Origin of the sequence: Lactobacillus sp. PV034 (assembly GCF_014522305.1) — a bacterium.
Lineage (GTDB): Bacteria > Bacillota > Bacilli > Lactobacillales > Lactobacillaceae > Lactobacillus.
The window spans coordinates 1,204,656-1,223,692 of sequence record NZ_CP041982.1; the positions used below are offsets into that span (position 1 = coordinate 1,204,656).

Sequence of the window (19,037 nt, forward strand, 5' to 3'; positions counted from 1 at the left end):
TATTTAATTTTGCTCCGTAATATGTACTCTAATGGTTGATTCAATACCTTTAAATAATTTAACTGGTACGTTAGTGTAACCTAATGCCTTAATTGGTTCCGGTAATGCTAATTTATGTTTATCGAGTTTAATTCCAAATTGCTTATCTAAGCCTTCAATGATTTTCTTCCCAGAAATTGAACCAAATAAACGTCCATCAGTGCCAGCCTTTGATTTAAATTCAACGACCGTTTTATCATCCTCAAGCTTACTTTTAATTTTTTGTGCTTCTGCCTTTTCTGCTTCATAAGCATCCTTTTCAGCCTTTTCAACACGTTTTAAGGTATTTAAATTGCTACTAGTAGCTTCTTTGGCAAAACCACGTTTAATTAAAAAGTTTTGTGCGTAGCCATCGGGAACGTCTTTAACGTCTCCTCTTTTACCTTTACCCTTCATGTCTTTTACAAAAATAACTTTCATTTTATGCCCTCCTATTCATTTTCTGCGCTATATTCATTAATTGCTTTTAAGAGTTGATTTTTTGCATCTTCAACACTGACATCTTTTAATTGAGCGGCTGCATTGGATAAGTGTCCTCCGCCACCTAGTTTTTCCATTATAATTTGAACATTAATTTTACCAGTAGAACGCGCAGAAATTCCAACCTCATCTTTACTACGACGCGCAATAGCAAAACTTGCTTCTACATCTTCTAAGGATAAAGCTGTATCGGCTGCCTGAGCGACAATAACTGAATCATAGATTTTATCATCTTCACCCGTTAATAAAGCCATTGTTGAATTCATCATTTCAATTGTAGAAACTAAGTGACTACGTTGTAAGTAATTATTAATGTTTTCTTTTAATAATTCTGCTACCACTTCTGAATTAGCACCAATTGATCTTAAATAACTTGCTGCATCAAAGGTTCTAGTTCCAGTTCGTAATGAGAATTCCTTAGAATCAACTGTGATACCAGCTAGCATTGCTGAAGCTTCAAGATTATTAAGAACTCCCTCACCACCTTGTGGCTGATACTCTATCATTTCTGTTACTAGCTCACAAGTTGATGAAGCATAAGGCTCAATATAAACCAGCATTGGATTTTCAGGAAATTCTTCTCCCCGACGATGGTGGTCAATAATAATTAAGCGACTCTTTAAGCGTTCATACACATCTTGACTATAGGTAATTGATAATTTTGAATGGTCTGTTAATACCAATAATGAGTCATCTGTTGCCTTATTAAGAGCCTCAGCTGGTGTCATAAACATATCTTTATCTACTCCAGCATCCTTCATCTTTGCAAGCAAACGACCAACATCATAGTTAACATCCCCTGTATCCAATACCACATGTGCATCTACGCCATGAATTTTGGCAATTTTAACAATTCCGATAGCAGAACCAATGGCGTCGAGATCAGGATTCCGATGTCCTTGAACAAAAACATGGTCTACGCCCTTGAATAATTCTTCAACTGCTTGCGAAACCATTCGTGCTCTAACTCGAGTTCGTTTCTCCATTGGGTTAGATTTCCCACCATAAAAACGAGCATTTTCCCCAGGCTGTCTAACAACAACCTGATCTCCTCCTCGACCTAAAGCCAAATCAAGATTGGATTGTGCTTGTTTAGCAATTTCATTTAAGCTTTCTGATCCAAATGCAATTCCTACAGAAAGTGTTAACGGTGTATTACGGCGACTTGAGTCCTTTCTAACTTTATCTAAAATAGAGAATTTGTCTTCCTCCATCTTTTTTAAGTCTGCCATATGAGTTAAAAGAATAAAGTGATCCTCATCAATTCGTTTTAAATAAGCATGAAATTGTTTTACATAAGCATTTAGTGCTTTTTGCACATATGAACTCATATCAGTAAGATTTTCATCACTCATTGATTGGCTTAATTCATCATAATTATCAATAAAGATTAAGCCAATTGCCAAACGTTGTTCTTTGTATTTTTGTTCAATATTGGCATATTTAGTTACATCTAAAAGATATACAACACCTAAATCATCTTGTACGATCATTTGGAACTTATGATTAGCCAAATCAATTACTTTACTTTGGATTGTTTTATCAGTAATTGCATCTTGAATATATTCATAAAGTTCCGGATCAACTGATTTAATTGAAGAACCAATTAAATCCTTATTCTTTAGGTAAAGTTGTAAATATGGGTTAACCCACTGAATTTGTTCATCTTTATCATAAAGCAAAATACCCAGAGGCATTTTTATCATCGCTTCTTGCTCTCCTCGTTTAATACGATAAGACAAGTTAGCGGCATAATTATTTGCATTATTAGCTAAAACGTAGGTTCCATAAACTGCAAAAATACAGGTTAACAAGAACAACAGTAACATAGCTATTCCATATAAGGGACTAATAATAAATCCAATAATTGCTCCCAACAATGAAAGAGCTAGGACAATAAAAATTGATGCTGTTAATCTTGAATCCTTAATAAATGCAGGTAATTCTAATTTTCGTAAAAAATCTTTCATAAAGATTCCTTCCTAATTACTGTACGCTGCGTTAACTTATATTATACCCTATCAAAGCCGTAATAAAAAAAGAAGATAAGCCATCCATTTTTAAGATCAACCTATCTTCTTTATATTATTTTTTAAAACATATTATGACGCTTTAAATACCAAAGCAGCCAAGCCATTACAGCAATTGTACCAATCGTAATAATTACCCAATCAATTGGCTTATTTAAAATTGGTAAAGATACATTCATTCCAAAAAATCCAGTTACAATAGTTGGAACAGTTAAAAGCAATGACCAGACAGTCAAAAACTGCATTGTGTCATTTAGGTTATTATTCAAAATATTATTTGAGGTTGCTGAAATTTCTTCAGTAACTTCGTTATAGATCTTTACCGTTTGTGAAGCCTGCTGTACCTCAATGATAATATCGTCACACATTTCTTCTTCCGAAGCATTCATATGTAAGCCTGATTTTTTATTTTTTAAACTTTCAAGCATCATTAAATTAGTTCTAATTGAACTTGAAAGGAAAACCAAACTTTTTTCTACTTGTGCTAGTTCTTGAAGATCACGATTTTTAATTTTACTACCACTCAAATGAGCATCAAGTACAATACGTTGACTATTCAATTGACTTAAAGCTCTTTGGAAATACTTAGTGACTGAAAACAAAATCGCAAATACCAATTCTTTATTGCTATGAATATCTTTTGGAGCGGTGTTTTTAAACTCCTCAATCATATAAGTCGTTTCCGGCGTATGAACCGTAAATAAAATATCATGAACCATTAAAAATTTTATTGGTAAACTCGTAAAGTGATCAGTATCTGAAGTTGGCCAAAGAGGGACATCATAAACAAATAAATCACTATTAGTTATGTAATCGTGATCAAAGTGAGGACGTTCATGAATATCCGAAATATAAGATATTATTTCACTCGTTAAATGAAATTTATCTTTCAAAATCTCACTATCATGTTCATCAAGATTATAAATATCGAACCATTTATAATCAAAATCATAATCCCCAGGTAAGGTTTGCTTAATAATCATCCCTATCCCTCTTTTCTTTTAATACACTAATTTATAATACCTTAGAAAAATCAAATTAAAAAGAGCACACAATAACTTTGCGTACTCTTTTTATAATTTGTTTTGATCTGTATTGCTTAGTCTTCTGCAACAAATGGCAATAAGCCCATAACGCGAGCTCTCTTAATAGCAACAGTCAACTTACGTTGGTTCTTTGCGCTAGTGCCAGTTACACGACGTGGTAAGATCTTACCTCTTTCTGAGATAAAACGTTTCAACAAATCAACGTCTTTGTAGTCGATGTAGTCGATGTGGTTAGCAGCAATGTAGTCAACCTTACGACGACGACGGCCACCTCTTCTTTGTTGAGCCATGTCAAAGATCCTTTCTATCTAAAATTAAAATGGAAGATCATCATCTGAAATATCAATTGAATTGCTTGAATCTGCAAATGGATCTTGTGGTTGTGGGGTAGAACTTGGAGTAGCATTATTAGTGCTTGGAGCACTATTGCCTCCAAAGTTATTTGTGCTTGGGGCATCATTACTTTGTGGAGCAAAGTTTGTGTTACCACCATTAGCTTGACGATTCTCACGATCACGTCGTGATTCTAAAAATGAGAAGTTATCTACGACTACTTCAGTCACATAAACACGTTGCCCATCTTTATTATCATAGCTTCTACTTTGCAGTCTACCCTGAATTCCAACAAGTGATCCTTTTGAAGTAAAGTTTACAAAATTCTCTGCAGCTTTACGCCAAATTACACAGTTGATGAAATCAGCACCACGTTCTCCTTGGCTATTGGTATATTGTCGATCCACAGCAAGGGTAAACGTAGCAACTGAGATTCCACTCCCAGTAGTACGTAAATCAGGATCACGTGTTAAACGGCCAACAAGTACAACATTATTAATCATACTTTTGTCCCCTTTCCTAATTCACGAATAATCAATTACTTGTCTAATTTAACAGTCATTGAACGAAGAATTGAGCCATCAATACGTGAAAGACGACCGAATTCGTTAACGGCATCTGCGTTTTCAGCAGTAAAAGTTAAAATGTGGTAAGTACCTTCACGGTATTTTTCAATTTCGTAAGCGAAACGTCTCTTACCCCAATCTTTTGAGTCAAGGTCTTCAGCACCATTGTCTTTAACAACCTTGTCATAACGTTCAACTAATGCCTTCTTTGAATCTTCATCAATATCTGGCTTGATGATGTAAGTAACTTCGTACTTAGTCTTTGCCATCAAAATGCACCTCCTCTTGGACTAAATGGTTCTTGTAAATCAAGAACAAGGAGTAATGAATATTATTACTCACAATGCTTGATTTTACCATAATTCTAAAAATTTACAAACCTTTTTTCACGTGATCCTGAGCACATTGCTCATTAATTATTACGTAAAATGATTCTTTTTTCTTTTATTCTTCAGAATTCTCACTATTATTTTCTGAAGTATCATTATCCTCATCGTCTTCTGTTGAGGCCACACGAGTTATACTTGCTACTTTAGCACCATCATCAACTTTAATTAGACGAACACCCAAAGTGGCACGACCTGTTTGAGAAACATCATTTACGTCAAATCTAATCATGACGCCAGCATCAGTGATTAACATGATATCTTCATCTCCATTAACCACCGTTACACCAGCTAATGGACCATTCTTTTCAGTCACATTGATGGTTTTAATACCTTTACCACCACGACCCTTAACTGGATACTCGCTCGCTGCAGTACGTTTTCCATATCCATTTTCTGAAATAACTAATACTTCAGATTCTGGATCCAGTACTTCTGCACCAACAACATAATCGTTATCACGTAAATTAATACCACGTACCCCAGCAGCCGTACGTCCCATTGCACGAACATCATTTTCATTAAAGGTTACAGCGTAACCCAAATGAGTTCCAATGAAGATATTTTGATTACCATCAGTAGTTAAAACATTGTTTAACTCGTCATGATCACGCAATGTTAATGCAATCAAACCACTTCGTCTAATATTTTCAAATTCAGAAACTGGCGTACGCTTTACAGTACCTAATTTAGTTACAAAGAATAAGTAGTTATCATCAGCTTCTTCCGGAATATTAATAACTGCTTGAATCTTTTCGCCCTTATCTAATTGGAGTAAGTTGACAATTGGTAAACCTTTAGCATTACGCCCAAATTCTGGAATTTCATAGGCTTTCTTAGAGTAAACTTTACCAAGATTAGTAAAGAACAGAAGGAAATCATGGGTACTTGAGAAGATTAAATGATTAATAAAGTCATCATCTTGCACACCCATACCTTTAATTCCACGACCACCACGGTTTTGAACCTTAAATTCACTAGCTGGCATTCTCTTAATGTATCCGTTATGGGTTAAAGTCAAAAGTACATCTTGTCTTTCAATTAAATCTTCATCTTCAATTGAGACAACTTCACTAGCTGCAATTTCAGTTCTACGTTCATCACCAAAGCGTTTTTGAATATCAAGTAATTCATCATAGATAATTTTATCAATACGTTCTGGTTTAGCTAAGATATCCTTGTAATCAGCAATTTTTGCTTGTAAATCTTGGTATTCGCCCTCAATCTTATCTCGTTCTAAGCCAGTTAAACGAACTAAACGCATATCCAAAATAGCTTGTGATTGACGATCGTCTAAACCAAAGCGTGAAATTAATTGGGCCTTAGCAATGTCACTAGTCTTTGAACCACGAATGATAGTAATAATTTCATCAATGTGATCCAGTGCAATTCTCAAACCTGCAAGAATATGAGCTCGAGCTTCTGCTTTCTTGAGGTCAAATTTTGTTCTACGAGTAATTACATCTTCTTGGTGGTCTAAATAGTATTGCAACATTTCTTTAAGAGTCAAGAAATGAGGAGCGCCATTAACAATGGCCACCATATTAATACCGAAGTTTGCCTGCATTTGAGTTTCCTTAAATAGATTATTTAAGACAACGCTAGCACTAGCATCTCTTCTAATGTCAATTGTTACCCGCATACCAGTCTGGTCGGATTCATCACGCACGCCAGTAATACCATCGATTACTTTTTCACGTGCTAATTCTGCAATCTTTTTAACTAATTCTGCCTTATTGACTAAATAAGGTAGTTCAGTCACAACTATTCTTTCGCGACCATTTTTTTCGGTTTCAATGTTAGTTTTGGCCCGTACTACGATATTACCTTTACCACTTTCATAAGCATGGTAAATACCACTACGTCCCATTACAATCCCACCAGTTGGAAAGTCTGGTCCTGGAATTACTTGCATCAATTCTTTCACTGTTACGTCTGGATTTTCCATTAACATGTGAAGTCCACTAATAATTTCAGCTAAGTTATGAGGCGGGATATTAGTAGTCATACCTACCGCAATACCACTAGCTCCGTTAACCAAAAGATTAGGAATACGAGCTGGTAAAACTTCAGGTTCATTTTCAGTTCCATCATAGTTAGGAACCCAGTCAATAGTTTCCTTATTGATATCACGAAGCATTTCTAGCGTGATTTTACTCATTCTTGCTTCGGTATAACGCATGGCAGCTGGCTCATCACCGTCGACAGAGCCAAAGTTTCCGTGTCCATCAACTAGCATATAGCGATAAGCAAAATCTTGCGCCATGTGAGCCATCGCTAAGTAAATTGATGAGTCACCGTGAGGGTGGAACTTACCCATTACATCCCCAACAATTCTGGCAGATTTTTTGTAAGGCTTATCTGGTGTAACTCCTAATTCATTCATACCGTACAAAATACGACGTTGAACGGGCTTCATTCCATCACGAACATCTGGTAAAGCACGGGCCACAATAACTGACATAGCATAGTCTAAGAAAGAACTACGCATAGTTTGAGTTAAATCAACATTTCGAATTCTATGGTCTTGCATTTGATTATCATCAGCCATTTACTACTACCCTCCTATGCATCTAGATTTTCTACGTATTTAGCGTTCTTTTCAATAAATTCACGTCTTGGAGAAACTTCGTTACCCATCAAAAGTTCAAACACTTCGTCAACGTCTTTTGCCATTTCAGGACTCACGCGATCTAAACGACGGTTTTCTGGGTTCATAGTAGTTTCCCATAATTGCTCTGGATCCATTTCCCCTAATCCTTTGTAACGTTGAACGATTGGTTTTGGACTAGGTTGAAGTGTACCCAGATAATCTTTTAATTCTTCATCAGTATCAAGGTACTTAATAACCTTACCTTGACGTACTTGATACAGAGGTGGACGAGCGATGTAAACATATCCCTTTTCAATCATTGGGCGCATGTAGTTATAGAAGAGCGTCAATAATAAAGTACGAATATGCGCACCATCCACATCGGCATCAGTCATGATAATTAACTTATGGTAGCGGGCTTTAGAAATATCAAAGTCTGCACCAAATCCAGTACCAAGAGCAGTAAATAAAGATCTGATTTCTTGGTTAGCTAAAATTCGATCCATTGAAGCTTTTTCAACGTTCAAAATCTTACCTCTAATTGGCAAAATAGCTTGAGTTAAACGCGAACGTCCTTGCTTTGCAGATCCTCCGGCTGAGTTACCTTCGACGATAAACAACTCTGAAATTTCAGGGTCATTACTAGTGTTGTCAGCTAATTTACCTGGTAGGTTAGCAATTTCTAAACCAGATTTTTTACGAGTAACTTCACGAGCACGTTTGGCGGCAACACGAGCACGTGCAGCTAATTGACCCTTTTCAACGATCTTACGACCAACTTGGGGATTTTCCATCAAAAACTTACTAAAAGTTTCAGAAAATGCCTTATCTACGGCTGCTCTTGCATCAGAGTTACCTAATTTTGTCTTAGTTTGGCCTTCAAATTGAGGGTTTGGGTGTTTTACAGAAACAACTGCTGTCATTCCTTCACGAATATCTTCACCAGAAAGATTATCGTCTTTATCCTTAAAGATCTTTGATTTGCGTGCATAATCATTCACTACACGAGTTAAGGCTGTTTTAAACCCTGATTCATGCATTCCACCTTCATAGGTATGGATGTTGTTAGCAAAGGTCATCATCGTGGTCTTGTAGCCAGTAGTATATTGAAGAGCCACTTCCACATCAATTCCATCATAAGTTCCTTCGACATAAACGGGTTCATCAAATAAAATTTCTTGCCCCTTATTTAAGAAGGAGACGTACTCTTTAATACCACCTTCAAAGTGATATACATCTGTTTCAGCAGTCTCTTTACGCTTATCAGTAAAAGTTAATTTTAATCCCTTATTTAAAAAGGCTAATTCACGAATTCTATTTTTTAATACTTTATCATCAAATACTGTTGTTTCAGTAAAAATATCAGGGTCAGGATAGAAGTGCACAATTGTACCATGTTGCTCTAATGGAACTTCGCCGACTTCTTTCATTTCTTGAACTACACGACCATGATCAAAAGCAATCGTATACTTTTTACCATCACGCATAACAGTAGCATCTAACTTGGTTGAAAGAGCATTAACAACGGAAGCACCAACCCCATGCAAACCACCTGATACTTTGTATCCGCCACCGCCGAACTTACCACCAGCGTGAAGCACGGTAAAGACAGTTTCTAGCGCTGGACGCCCTGTTTTCTTTTGAATATCAACTGGAATACCACGACCATCATCTTGTACAGTTACGCTACCATCTTCATTAACTGTGATTTCAATTTGAGTAGCAAAACCAGCTAAACGTTCATCAATACTATTATCTATAATTTCCCAAACTAAGTGGTGTAACCCTTGAATACTAGTTGATCCAATATACATACCAGGACGCTTACGAACAGCTTCAAGACCACCTAGAACCTGAATTTGACTAGCATCATAGCTATCGGCTCTTTTTTCAAATTCTTTAGCCTCATTTAAATTATTTTTATCTTCAGCCATTTAATTCTCCTCTTTCGTCACAACACCATTACTAATTTGGAAAACATTGGGAGCTTTAACAATTTCCCAAGAAATACCTTCTAAATCAGTAGTAGTTATAAATGTTTGCGTCTTTCCATGGATATAACTTAACAAACTACTCTGTCTTGTATGATCAAGCTCACTCATAACATCATCTAACAATAAAATGGGGTATTCATTTGTTAATTGATGAACCACATTAATTTCAGCTAACTTCATGCTTAAAGCAATTGTCCTTTGTTGCCCTTGAGATGCATAGTCATGAGCATTTTTCTCATCAATAAAAAATTCTAAATCATCTCGATGCGGTCCAGTCAGAGTAGTGCCCTTTCGAATTTCCGTATTCTTATTTTTTTGAAAACTATCTAAAACCTTATGGTAGATTGTTTCAACGTTATCATCTACTTCAATTCCAGTAATTGAAGGCCGATATTGCACTAATAAATTTTCCTTTTTCCCACTAATTTGTTGATGGGCTTCATGAGCATATTTGTTTAACAAACTTACATATTTTATTCTTCTAGAAATAATTTCTGCGCCCACACCAGCCAATTGATCAGACAATACGTCTAAAAATAATTTATCTTTAGCTTTTCCAATTGAAAGTTGCTTTAGATAATTATTTTTCTGTTGTAATATCTGACGATATTGGCTAGAGAAGTACAAATATTCTGGATTAATTTGGCCAAATTCCAGATTCATAAAATGTCGTCGAATTGAAGGAGCACCCTTTACTAATGCCAAATCTTCTGGTGAAAATAAGACCGCATTCATTTGGCCCACATAACCAGACAGCTTTTTTTGTTCTAAGCGATTTACCCATGCTTTCTTCCCTTTAGAAGTAAGTCTTAAACGTAAATCTACTTCAATTTGGCTTTTATGAAGATGTCCTTGCATCCCAGCAAATTTACTTCCAAAGCGAATCAATTCTTTATCATTATTGGTTCGATGAGATTTAGTTAGTGCTAAAAAATATATTGCTTCAAGTAGATTAGTTTTACCTTGGGCATTTTGACCAATAAAAATATTTATATTCGGATCAAAATCTATTTGAAGATCAGAAAAATTACGAAAATCCTTTAAAGTTAAATTTTCAAGATACATTAATTATTCCGTAATAAACTTGTACTCTTCCCCTTGAATTTCTAAAGTATCACCTGCATGTAACTTTTTTCCACGACGATTTTCTAGTTCGCCATTTAGTCTGACAGGATTATCATGCAGATACCACTTCGCTTGTCCACCCGACGAAATGATTGCTTCTTCCTTTAAAAATTGGGCTAAAGTAATAAATTCACCTTTAACTATAAATTCTTTAATTGTACTCACCCCATTACCTTGTTACAACACGTTATTATACAGTTTTTTTTAAGCTTTCGCAATGTGATTAAGCCTTCTGAGCGGCTTTTAGGCTTCGTAATATCCCTGTATTAAAACCAACAAAAAAAGCTGAAAAAGGCTAAATTTGCCTTTTTCAGCTTTTAAAACAAAAATCATAGATTTAATATTCACAAAAAATTAGAAAGTTCTTACTGGAGTAATTAATTGGGTATATTCCACGTCATCTTTGCCAGGAATCACAGTAAATGGACGTAAAGGCTGAGTGAAATTCATGACTACTGAATCAGTAAATGAAGCTCTTAAAGCATCACGCAAGTAATCTGGATTAAAAGCAATTAATAAACTTTCACCAGTCAATTTTTTAAAGGGAAGTTCTTCTTCTACATTACCAATTTCAGCAGAATCACCAGTCATCTTAACTGTTTGATTTTCAGTATCTAAGTTCAATTTAACCACATTATTACGACTTTCGTGGGTTAACAAACTTACACGATCAAGTGCACGAGCAAGCGTTGATAAATCAAATTCTACTTCTGTAGTAGATTCAGTAGGAATTAAACGATCAGTATCTGGATATGAGCCCTCTAGTAAACGAGAATAGAATGCTAAGTTTCCAATAGTGAATAATACTTGGTTTTCTCCAGGGGTTACTGTGATTTCTGGATCACTTTCACCAATAATACGTGAAAATTCAACTAAACTATTTCCTGGAATTACCAATGTTGCATTAGTCTCAGGACCATTTTCTAATTTAATTGTCCTTTGCGCTAAACGGTGACTATCGGTCGCTACAGCTTTAATTTGGTCTTTACTAAAGTTAAAGTTTACACCATTTAAAGTTGGACGACTTTCTTGATTAGCTACTGCGAACACTGTTTCATTAATGATATCTCTAAAAGTCTTTCCAGATAATGTAAAAGCAGAATCATTAGGGATTTCTGGTAATCGTGGATAATTATTTGCATCCAAACCATTAATCATAAACTCTGTATTTTCTGAAGTGATTTTTGTTTGAAAACTTTCTTTAACTTCAAAAGAGAAGTCTTTACCAGGCAACTTTTTAACGATTTCACTAAAAAAACGAGCAGGTAAAACTATAGATCCCGTTGATTTAACTTTTAAATCATCATTAACTGGAATTTTTATTTCAATAGAAATATTAGTATCGCTACCAGTTAAAACTAGTTCTGTTTCGGATAAGTCTAATTTAATACCACTTAAAATTGGAATAGTGGTTCTTGAAGAAATTGCTCGCATAACATTATTTAAATTTTCCAGGAACAAATTTCGATTGATTGTAAATTGCATCGTTTACCTCCTGTTTTTTCGAATACCTTTTATTTAATTATATATTAAATATATAGAAGTAGTAGTAGGTCCAGTGGATTATGTTGAAAACTAGAGCTAACTATAAAGAATAAAGCAAAGTGCTTGTAAAAAACGTGTGGAAAAACTCAAAAGTTATCCACATGTTATTAACTTCTTAGTGATCTAACATTGCTCTTAAATCATACACAGCAGATTTAATTTCAGCATCAGTTTTTAGGGCACGACTAATTTTATCGCAAGCATGCATAACTGTTGTGTGATCTTTTCCGCCAAATTCTTGTCCAATTTTTGGCAAACTTGAATCTGTCAATTCACGTGATAAATACATAGCGATTTGACGTGGAATAACGATTTGCTTGACACGCTTTTTACCCTTTAACTCTGTAGTAGAAGTTTGGAAATAGTTAGCAACAACTTCTTGAATCTTAGAAACTTGGAGACCACGATTTTTTTGTACTAATTTTAAATCAGCTAAAGCTTCTTTAGCTAAATCGATATTAATGTCCTCTTTTTCGATGGTTGCATGTGCCTGAACTTTTACAAGCGCACCTTCCAGTTCCCGGATATTGGTATCAACTTGAGAGGCAATATAGTCCAATGTATTATCGTCGATGGAAAGTCCATCAGCTTCAGCCCTCTTTCGTAAGATAGCGATTCTGGTTTCTAAATCTGGTGGGGTAATTTCAACTTGAAGCCCCCAAGTAAAACGCGAAACTAATCTTTCAGACAAAGCAGGAATTTCATTGGGGAGACGATCACTAGTCATAACGATTTGTTTTTGATCGTTATAAAGAGTTTCAAATGTATGGAAGAATTCTTCTTGAATTCCTTCTTTTTTTGCAAAAAATTGAATATCGTCCACTAGTAAAAGATCACAGGTTCGATATTTTTCGCGAAATGAATCTTGGGTCTTATTTTTTATGGAGTTGATGAAGTCGTTGACAAAGGTCTCACTTTGAATGTAAACAACTTTAGCGTTTGGCTTTTCAGCAAGCATTTGATGACCAATGGCTTGCATGAGGTGTGTTTTACCAAGACCAACTCCTCCAAAAATGAATAAAGGATTATAAAAGCTACCAGGATTATCGGCTACTGCCAGAGCAGCTCCTGCCGCAAGCTTGTTGCCTTCGCCTTGAACAAAAGTATCAAATGTGTAGTTACTATTCAGTTGCAGATCCTTTGTAAATTCATCAGGTTGCTCTGGTGAAGTACTGTGAGGCACCGGTTTAGGGATTGAAGGAGTAACTAGTCTTTCTGGACTCTTTGTACCTGCAACTTCAAATACAGGGGAAATTTCCATATCAGCATAAGCATAGGCCTCTTGTACTAATTGGGAAGCAAGATTTTTTTCCCAATAACCCTTGGAAACTGGTGATTCAACTGAAATTACTATTTCTTTGGTATTTTTATTAAAAGAAAGAGGCTTTGTGTTTTTAAACCAAGCATTGTAGGCAACTTCACTATAGCGAGATTTCATCTCTGAATTAAAAAATTGCCAAAATTTATCTAAATCAAACAAAAAAATACCTCCAATAACGGATGAATCAAATAATAAAGCAAAATAAGTTTAGCATTTTTTATAATAGTTTTCCACAAGGTGAAAAATGAAAATAACAAATTAACAAGTATGTGGAAAATTTTTTTGAGAAATGCACAGATAAAATAAAGTAATACAAAAAAATATAGTTATACACAACATATTTGTGGAAAAAGTTTTCTTTATTTGAAAGGGATTAAGTCACTTTTAAAAAATTATTTCCACAGGCTGTGAATTAACTTTTTCACACGATGTTAATTGTGCATAAATTTGGGTATTACCCTGTTGAAAAGAGTTTTGTGATTTTTTCATGCTCAAGATATCCACAAAAATAAAAAGATAAAAAATTTTATCTTGAGTCTTTTTTCCTATAGAACGTCTTGGTTTTTTAAAAAAACTATGGTATTCTTTTTAGTAAATTGTGCGTAAAGTACTAAAAACGGAAAACGGAGGTGCAAATAAATGACCACTAAAAGAACTTACCAACCTAAGAAACGTCACCGTTCACGTGTTCACGGTTTCATGAAGCGTATGGCTACTTCAAATGGCCGTAAGGTTTTAGCAAGACGCCGTAAAAAAGGTAGAAAAGTTTTATCTGCTTAAACCACTGAAACCCAGTGGTTTTTTTTATCTAAGTTAGGATGATTTATTTTGAGAAAATCCTATCGAGTTAAATCCGAAAAAGATTTTCAAACAGTTTTTGAAAAGGGCGAATCGATGGCAAATCGAGCTTTTGTTCTATATACACTACCTAAGGAAGGTCAAAAACATTTTCGTGTTGGCATTTCGGTTGGAAAGAAGGTAGGACATACTGCTGTTGCTCGAAATCGGCTTAAAAGATATATTCGCGCTGTTCTTACAGAAATAAAACCTACTATAAAACCTGATTTAGATTTTTTAGTAATTGCTCGGCCCTATGCTCGTGATTTTAATATGGAACAAACAAAAAAGAATCTTGAGCATGTGATGAATTTGGCACATATCTTAACGATTAAAATGACGGAAACAGAGGAAAAATAGAGTGAAAAACCTTTTAACTAAAAAGAATTTCAAAAGGTTAGTATTAATTCTTGGAATGGCTATATTAGTCTTAACCTTAAGTGGATGTGCTACTAATACAGGTCATGTTCAACCAGTTTCTCACACCAGTGGAAGTTGGTGGAGTAGATATGTTATTTACTATCTATCACAATTTATTCTTTGGATTGCTAACTTAGTAAACAATTCATATGGTTGGGCAATTGTAATTTTTACTCTGATTATTAGAATTCTTTTATTACCATTGAATGCCATTTCGATTAAAAGTATGGCTAAACAACAGCAAGTACAACCTCAAATGGAGGCTTTGCGTAAAAAATATAATGGTAAAGATATGGAGTCTCGTCAGAAACTCCAAGAAGAAACTAGTAAACTCTATAAAGAAGCTGGAGTAAATCCGTATGTAGGATGTTTACCATTATTGATTCAACTTCCAATTATGTGGGCTTTATATCAAACTATTTATAGAACTCCAGAATTGATGAATGGTAAATTTCTTTGGATGGATTTAGGTCATCCCGATCCATTCTTTGTAATGCCGGTATTGGCAGCTGTATTTACGTTTCTGTCTTCTTATATTAGTCAATTGTCGCAACCAAAATCATCACAAAATGGTATGACAAAATCAATGACTTATGTAATGCCAGTTATTATTGGTATTTCAGCCGTTGGAATCCAATCAGCAATTGCTCTGTATTGGGTTATTTCTAACTTATTCCAAGTTGTTCAAACTTTCTTTCTTCAAAATCCATTTAAATACCAACGTGAAATGGAAGCAAAAAAAGAACAGGAAAGAGAACGTCAACGTCGTATTAGAAAGACTTATAAACGATTAGGTCGCAAGAGAACTAAATAATTATCTAAGTTTATAGATAAAGTAGTGAAAGTGCTTTATCCATCATTATTTTTATTGATGGAATTAGCGCTTTTTTTATTTAAAAAATAGTTAAGGTGATAAAAATGGCACAAGTTTTAACTCAGTTTGATACTATCGCAGCAATTTCTACGCCAATTGGTGAAGGAGGCATATCAATCGTTCGTCTATCAGGTGAAGAAGCTGTAAAAATTGCAAATAACGTTTTTAAGGGTGCAGATTTAGCCAAAGTTCCCACTCATACAATTCATTACGGACATATTGTTGATCCTCAATCAAATGAAGTGATTGATGAAGTAATGGCTACAGTGATGTTGGCTCCCAAAACTTTTACAAGAGAAAACACTGTGGAAATTTCTTGTCACGGTGGAATGGTTGTAACAAACGAAATTTTGCAGTTGTTATTGGCTAATGGAGCGCGCATGGCAGATCCTGGAGAGTTTACACGCCGGGCTTTTATGAATGGAAGGATCGATTTAACGCAGGCAGAGTCTGTGATGGATATGGTGCGAGCAAAAACTGATAAAGCTCGTTCGGTTGCAATGAATCAGCTTGAAGGTGGTCTAATGACACAAATAAAAAATTTGCGTCAGGAATTACTTAATACAATGGCACAGGAAGAAGTGAATATTGATTATCCAGAATATGATATGGATGATATGACTGGTCAGGAAATGAAGCAAAAAGCTATTTCAGTATCTAAAAAAATCGATCATTTACTTGAAACTGCGAAAGAAGGAAAAATTATACGTTCTGGCTTGGCTACAGCAATTGTTGGGCGACCAAATGTTGGAAAATCATCATTACTTAACTATTTATCACAAGAAGAAAAAGCCATTGTTACTGATGTGGCAGGAACTACACGAGATACTCTGGAAGAATATGTTTCTATCAAGGGGATTCCTTTAAAATTGATTGATACAGCTGGAATTCATCAGACTGATGATAAGGTAGAAAAAATTGGTGTCGAACGATCTAAAAAGGCTGTTGATGAAGCTGATCTGATTTTACTTTTATTAGATGCTAGTCGTGAACTTTCTGAAGAAGATAAAACCCTGTTAGAGCTCACTAAGCATAAAAAACGTATTATTGTCTTGAATAAAAATGATTTAGGAGTCAAAATTTCCCGGGAAATGATTGAAGCTATTTCAGATGATCCAGTTATTGAAATCTCAATTTTGCAAAATGAAAATATGGATCAACTGGAAAGTGCAATTGAGCAATTATTCTTTAGTGGAATTGAAAATAAAGCTAATGAAGTAATGGTTACTAATCAACGCCAAGCATCCCTTTTAACTAAAGCAAAACAATCTTTACAAGAAGTAATTAATGGAGTAGATAATAATATGCCATTAGATCTAGTTCAGATAGATTTAACTAATGCGTGGGATGAACTAGGTGAAATTACAGGTGAAAGTGCACCTGATGAATTAATTACAGAACTATTTAGTCAATTCTGTCTTGGAAAATAGGAGTATAAAATGAAAACTTATGATTCAAAAGAATATGATGTAATTGTAGTTGGAGCTGGACATGCAGGCAGTGAAGCAGCTTTAGCAGCAGCTCATATGGGCCAAAAAACTCTCTTATTGACAATTAACTTGGATATGGTTGCTTTTATGCCATGTAATCCATCAGTGGGAGGACCGGCTAAAGGAACAGTAGTACGTGAAATTGATGCCCTGGGTGGTCAAATGGGTAAAAATATTGACGCTACCTACGTACAACTGAGAATGCTTAACACAGGGAAAGGACCTGCTGTGCGTGCATTGAGAGCACAGGCAGATAAGTGGCAATACCATGAACACATGAAGGATGTAATTGAAAACACACCTAATTTGACTTTAAGACAAGGTATTGCGAATGAGTTAATTGTTGAAGATGGCGTATGCAAGGGGGTAATCACCAATACGGGTGCGCGTTACTTAGCTAAAAGTGTAGTTTTAACTACTGGTACTGCAGCGCGTGGAAAGATTATTATTGGGGAACTTTCTTATTCATCTGGTCCCAATAACTCTATTCCTTCAATTAAACTTTCAGAAAATTTAGAAGAATTAGGCTTTAAGCTAAGAAGATTTAAGACTGGAACCCCACCTCGTGTGGATGGAAATACTATTGATTATTCAAAGACTGAAGAAGAGCCAGGAGATGAGGAACCACGTCACTTCTCTTACACCAGTAAAGATGAAGACTATATTCCAGTAGAAGAACAAATGTCTTGTTACATGACTTATACTAATCCAACAACTCATGAAATTATTCGTGAAAATTTGGATCGGGCACCAATGTTTTCTGGTGTAATTAAGGGAGTAGGCCCACGTTATTGCCCTTCAATTGAAGATAAGATCGTCCGTTTTGCGGATAAAGATCGTCACCAAATTTTCTTGGAGCCAGAAGGTCGTAATACCAAAGAGGTTTATGTAGGTGATTTTTCAACTTCCATGCCAGAAGAAGTTCAGTTAAAGATGTTGCACTCAGTTGTTGGGTTAGAAAACGCTGAATTAATGCGTCCGGGCTATGCAATTGAATATGATGTAATTGAACCATGGCAACTTAAGCACACCCTTGAAACCAAGAATATCAAAGGCTTATTTACAGCAGGTCAAATGAACGGAACTTCAGGTTATGAAGAAGCAGCTGGTCAAGGGTTAATTGCTGGAATTAATGCCGCCTTAAGTGCAGAAAATAAACCTGGTTTTACTTTAGATCGTGATGAAGCTTATATCGGTGTCTTGATTGATGATTTGGTTACTAAGGGAACTAATGAACCATATCGTTTGTTAACCTCACGTGCTGAATATAGATTACTCTTACGTAATGATAATGCTGACCTGCGTTTAACTGAAAAGGGTCATGATTTGGGCTTAATTGATGATGATCGTTATGAAAAATTTGTTGAAAAGCGTGCGGCAATTGAGGCTACTTTAAAGAAAATGCACCAAGTTAAGATTCATCCAACTGATGAAGTTCAAGAATATTTAGCAAGCATTAACCAAGATAAGTTAAATGCTGGTGTGACCGCTGCTGACTTTTTGAAGCGTCCAAGAGTTACTTTTGATGCAATTGAAAAGATTATTGGTGAACAACTTGCTGAAGACCGCTATGTCAAAGAACAAGTTGAAATTGCCCTTAAATATGAAGGCTACATCAAGAAAGAACAAAAGTTAGTTGAACGTCTCCACCGTTTAGAATCTAAGAAAATTCCTGAAGGAATTGATTATTCTGCAATTTCTAGTTTGGCAACTGAAGCTCGTCAAAAATTTGAAAAAATTCGTCCAGAATCAATTGCACAAGCTGAAAGAATTTCAGGAGTTAATCCAGCTGACTTAGCTATTTTAACAGCTTATATTCAACAAGGAAGAATAGCTAAATTACCAGGCTATCGTCCTGAAGATAAGAAAAATTAAGATAAATAACAATTTGAAAAGAGAGCAAGTAGAATTTAAATTTTACTTGCTCTTTTTTGTTGTAAACCAAATTTTTTCAAGCT

The 19,037-nt window shown here is 35.2% G+C and carries 17 protein-coding genes; 5 read left to right on the plus strand and 12 right to left on the minus strand.

Going from position 1 to position 19,037, the window contains the following annotated elements:
- Positions 1 to 3: 3 nt before the first annotated feature.
- From rplI to dnaA, 12 genes are all read right to left on the minus strand, one after another.
- Positions 4 to 459 carry a 50S ribosomal protein L9 gene (gene rplI / locus FP432_RS06130; protein WP_265488439.1) on the minus strand — a complete coding sequence of 152 codons (456 nt, stop codon included), beginning with the start codon at positions 457 to 459 and terminating at the stop codon, positions 4 to 6.
- A gap of 11 nt (positions 460 to 470) precedes the next feature.
- Entirely contained in the window at positions 471 to 2,489 is a 2,019-nt protein-coding gene (locus tag FP432_RS06135) for a DHH family phosphoesterase (RefSeq protein WP_265488440.1), read from the minus strand.
- A gap of 122 nt (positions 2,490 to 2,611) precedes the next feature.
- A complete protein-coding gene (locus tag FP432_RS06140) occupies positions 2,612 to 3,532 on the minus strand; it encodes a magnesium transporter CorA family protein (RefSeq protein WP_265488441.1) in 921 nt (306 codons plus the stop codon).
- Between the two features lie 116 nt (positions 3,533 to 3,648).
- The gene (gene rpsR / locus FP432_RS06145) at positions 3,649 to 3,885 is read right to left on the minus strand and encodes a 30S ribosomal protein S18 (protein WP_008471430.1); all 237 of its coding nucleotides are present in this window, start codon (positions 3,883 to 3,885) and stop codon (positions 3,649 to 3,651) included.
- Positions 3,886 to 3,909: 24 nt separating this feature from the next.
- Complete coding sequence (gene ssb / locus FP432_RS06150) at positions 3,910 to 4,431, minus strand: single-stranded DNA-binding protein (RefSeq protein ID WP_265488442.1); 522 nt, start codon at positions 4,429 to 4,431, stop codon at positions 3,910 to 3,912.
- Positions 4,432 to 4,466: 35 nt separating this feature from the next.
- Complete coding sequence (gene rpsF / locus FP432_RS06155) at positions 4,467 to 4,763, minus strand: 30S ribosomal protein S6 (protein WP_117118256.1); 297 nt, start codon at positions 4,761 to 4,763, stop codon at positions 4,467 to 4,469.
- Between the two features lie 175 nt (positions 4,764 to 4,938).
- Positions 4,939 to 7,431 carry a DNA gyrase subunit A gene (gene gyrA, locus FP432_RS06160; RefSeq protein WP_265488443.1) on the minus strand — a complete coding sequence of 831 codons (2,493 nt, stop codon included), beginning with the start codon at positions 7,429 to 7,431 and terminating at the stop codon, positions 4,939 to 4,941.
- A 14-nt stretch (positions 7,432 to 7,445) separates the two neighbouring features.
- Positions 7,446 to 9,407 carry a DNA topoisomerase (ATP-hydrolyzing) subunit B gene (gyrB, locus tag FP432_RS06165; protein WP_265488444.1) on the minus strand — a complete coding sequence of 654 codons (1,962 nt, stop codon included), beginning with the start codon at positions 9,405 to 9,407 and terminating at the stop codon, positions 7,446 to 7,448.
- Positions 9,408 to 10,532 carry a DNA replication/repair protein RecF gene (recF, locus tag FP432_RS06170; RefSeq protein WP_265488445.1) on the minus strand — a complete coding sequence of 375 codons (1,125 nt, stop codon included), beginning with the start codon at positions 10,530 to 10,532 and terminating at the stop codon, positions 9,408 to 9,410. It lies immediately after the preceding gene.
- A gap of 3 nt (positions 10,533 to 10,535) precedes the next feature.
- Positions 10,536 to 10,757 (minus strand): S4 domain-containing protein YaaA, encoded by a 222-nt coding sequence (yaaA, locus tag FP432_RS06175; protein WP_265488446.1) that lies wholly within the window; start codon positions 10,755 to 10,757, stop codon positions 10,536 to 10,538.
- A gap of 189 nt (positions 10,758 to 10,946) precedes the next feature.
- Positions 10,947 to 12,077: a DNA polymerase III subunit beta gene (gene dnaN, locus FP432_RS06180; protein WP_265488447.1), complete on the minus strand. Its 1,131-nt coding sequence runs from the start codon at positions 12,075 to 12,077 to the stop codon at positions 10,947 to 10,949.
- 175 nt (positions 12,078 to 12,252) lie between these two features.
- The gene (gene dnaA / locus FP432_RS06185; RefSeq protein ID WP_265488448.1) at positions 12,253 to 13,617 is read right to left on the minus strand and encodes a chromosomal replication initiator protein DnaA; all 1,365 of its coding nucleotides are present in this window, start codon (positions 13,615 to 13,617) and stop codon (positions 12,253 to 12,255) included.
- A gap of 480 nt (positions 13,618 to 14,097) precedes the next feature.
- Here dnaA and rpmH point away from each other — a divergent pair, with 480 nt between their 5' ends.
- The 5 genes from rpmH to mnmG all read left to right on the plus strand — a co-directional run bounded on the left by rpmH (position 14,098) and on the right by mnmG (position 18,954).
- The gene (rpmH, locus tag FP432_RS06190) at positions 14,098 to 14,238 is read left to right on the plus strand and encodes a 50S ribosomal protein L34 (protein ID WP_117118249.1); all 141 of its coding nucleotides are present in this window, start codon (positions 14,098 to 14,100) and stop codon (positions 14,236 to 14,238) included.
- Between the two features lie 48 nt (positions 14,239 to 14,286).
- Positions 14,287 to 14,655 (plus strand): ribonuclease P protein component, encoded by a 369-nt coding sequence (gene rnpA, locus FP432_RS06195; protein WP_265488449.1) that lies wholly within the window; start codon positions 14,287 to 14,289, stop codon positions 14,653 to 14,655.
- 1 nt (position 14,656) lies between these two features.
- Positions 14,657 to 15,529, plus strand: a complete 873-nt coding sequence (locus FP432_RS06200) for a membrane protein insertase YidC (protein ID WP_265488450.1) — start codon at positions 14,657 to 14,659, stop codon at positions 15,527 to 15,529.
- A 104-nt stretch (positions 15,530 to 15,633) separates the two neighbouring features.
- On the plus strand, positions 15,634 to 17,019 hold the full coding sequence (gene mnmE / locus FP432_RS06205; RefSeq protein WP_265488451.1) for a tRNA uridine-5-carboxymethylaminomethyl(34) synthesis GTPase MnmE: 1,386 nt from the start codon (positions 15,634 to 15,636) through the stop codon (positions 17,017 to 17,019).
- A 9-nt stretch (positions 17,020 to 17,028) separates the two neighbouring features.
- Positions 17,029 to 18,954, plus strand: coding sequence for a tRNA uridine-5-carboxymethylaminomethyl(34) synthesis enzyme MnmG (gene mnmG / locus FP432_RS06210; RefSeq protein ID WP_265488452.1), 1,926 nt, complete (start codon positions 17,029 to 17,031; stop codon positions 18,952 to 18,954).
- Positions 18,955 to 19,037: the final 83 nt, after the last annotated feature.

Coding starts and splice junctions, on each gene's coding strand:
- rpmH (WP_117118249.1), top strand. CDS start 14,098: ATGACCACTAAAAGAACTTACCAACCTAAGAAACGTCACCGTTCACGT.
- mnmE (WP_265488451.1), top strand. CDS start 15,634: ATGGCACAAGTTTTAACTCAGTTTGATACTATCGCAGCAATTTCTACG.
- rpsR (WP_008471430.1), bottom strand. CDS start 3,885: ATGGCTCAACAAAGAAGAGGTGGCCGTCGTCGTCGTAAGGTTGACTAC.
- FP432_RS06135 (WP_265488440.1), bottom strand. CDS start 2,489: ATGAAAGATTTTTTACGAAAATTAGAATTACCTGCATTTATTAAGGAT.
- FP432_RS06140 (WP_265488441.1), bottom strand. CDS start 3,532: ATGATTATTAAGCAAACCTTACCTGGGGATTATGATTTTGATTATAAA.
- dnaN (WP_265488447.1), bottom strand. CDS start 12,077: ATGCAATTTACAATCAATCGAAATTTGTTCCTGGAAAATTTAAATAAT.
- rpsF (WP_117118256.1), bottom strand. CDS start 4,763: ATGGCAAAGACTAAGTACGAAGTTACTTACATCATCAAGCCAGATATT.
- gyrB (WP_265488444.1), bottom strand. CDS start 9,407: ATGGCTGAAGATAAAAATAATTTAAATGAGGCTAAAGAATTTGAAAAA.
- recF (WP_265488445.1), bottom strand. CDS start 10,532: ATGTATCTTGAAAATTTAACTTTAAAGGATTTTCGTAATTTTTCTGAT.
- ssb (WP_265488442.1), bottom strand. CDS start 4,431: ATGATTAATAATGTTGTACTTGTTGGCCGTTTAACACGTGATCCTGAT.
- gyrA (WP_265488443.1), bottom strand. CDS start 7,431: ATGGCTGATGATAATCAAATGCAAGACCATAGAATTCGAAATGTTGAT.
- rplI (WP_265488439.1), bottom strand. CDS start 459: ATGAAAGTTATTTTTGTAAAAGACATGAAGGGTAAAGGTAAAAGAGGA.
- mnmG (WP_265488452.1), top strand. CDS start 17,029: ATGAAAACTTATGATTCAAAAGAATATGATGTAATTGTAGTTGGAGCT.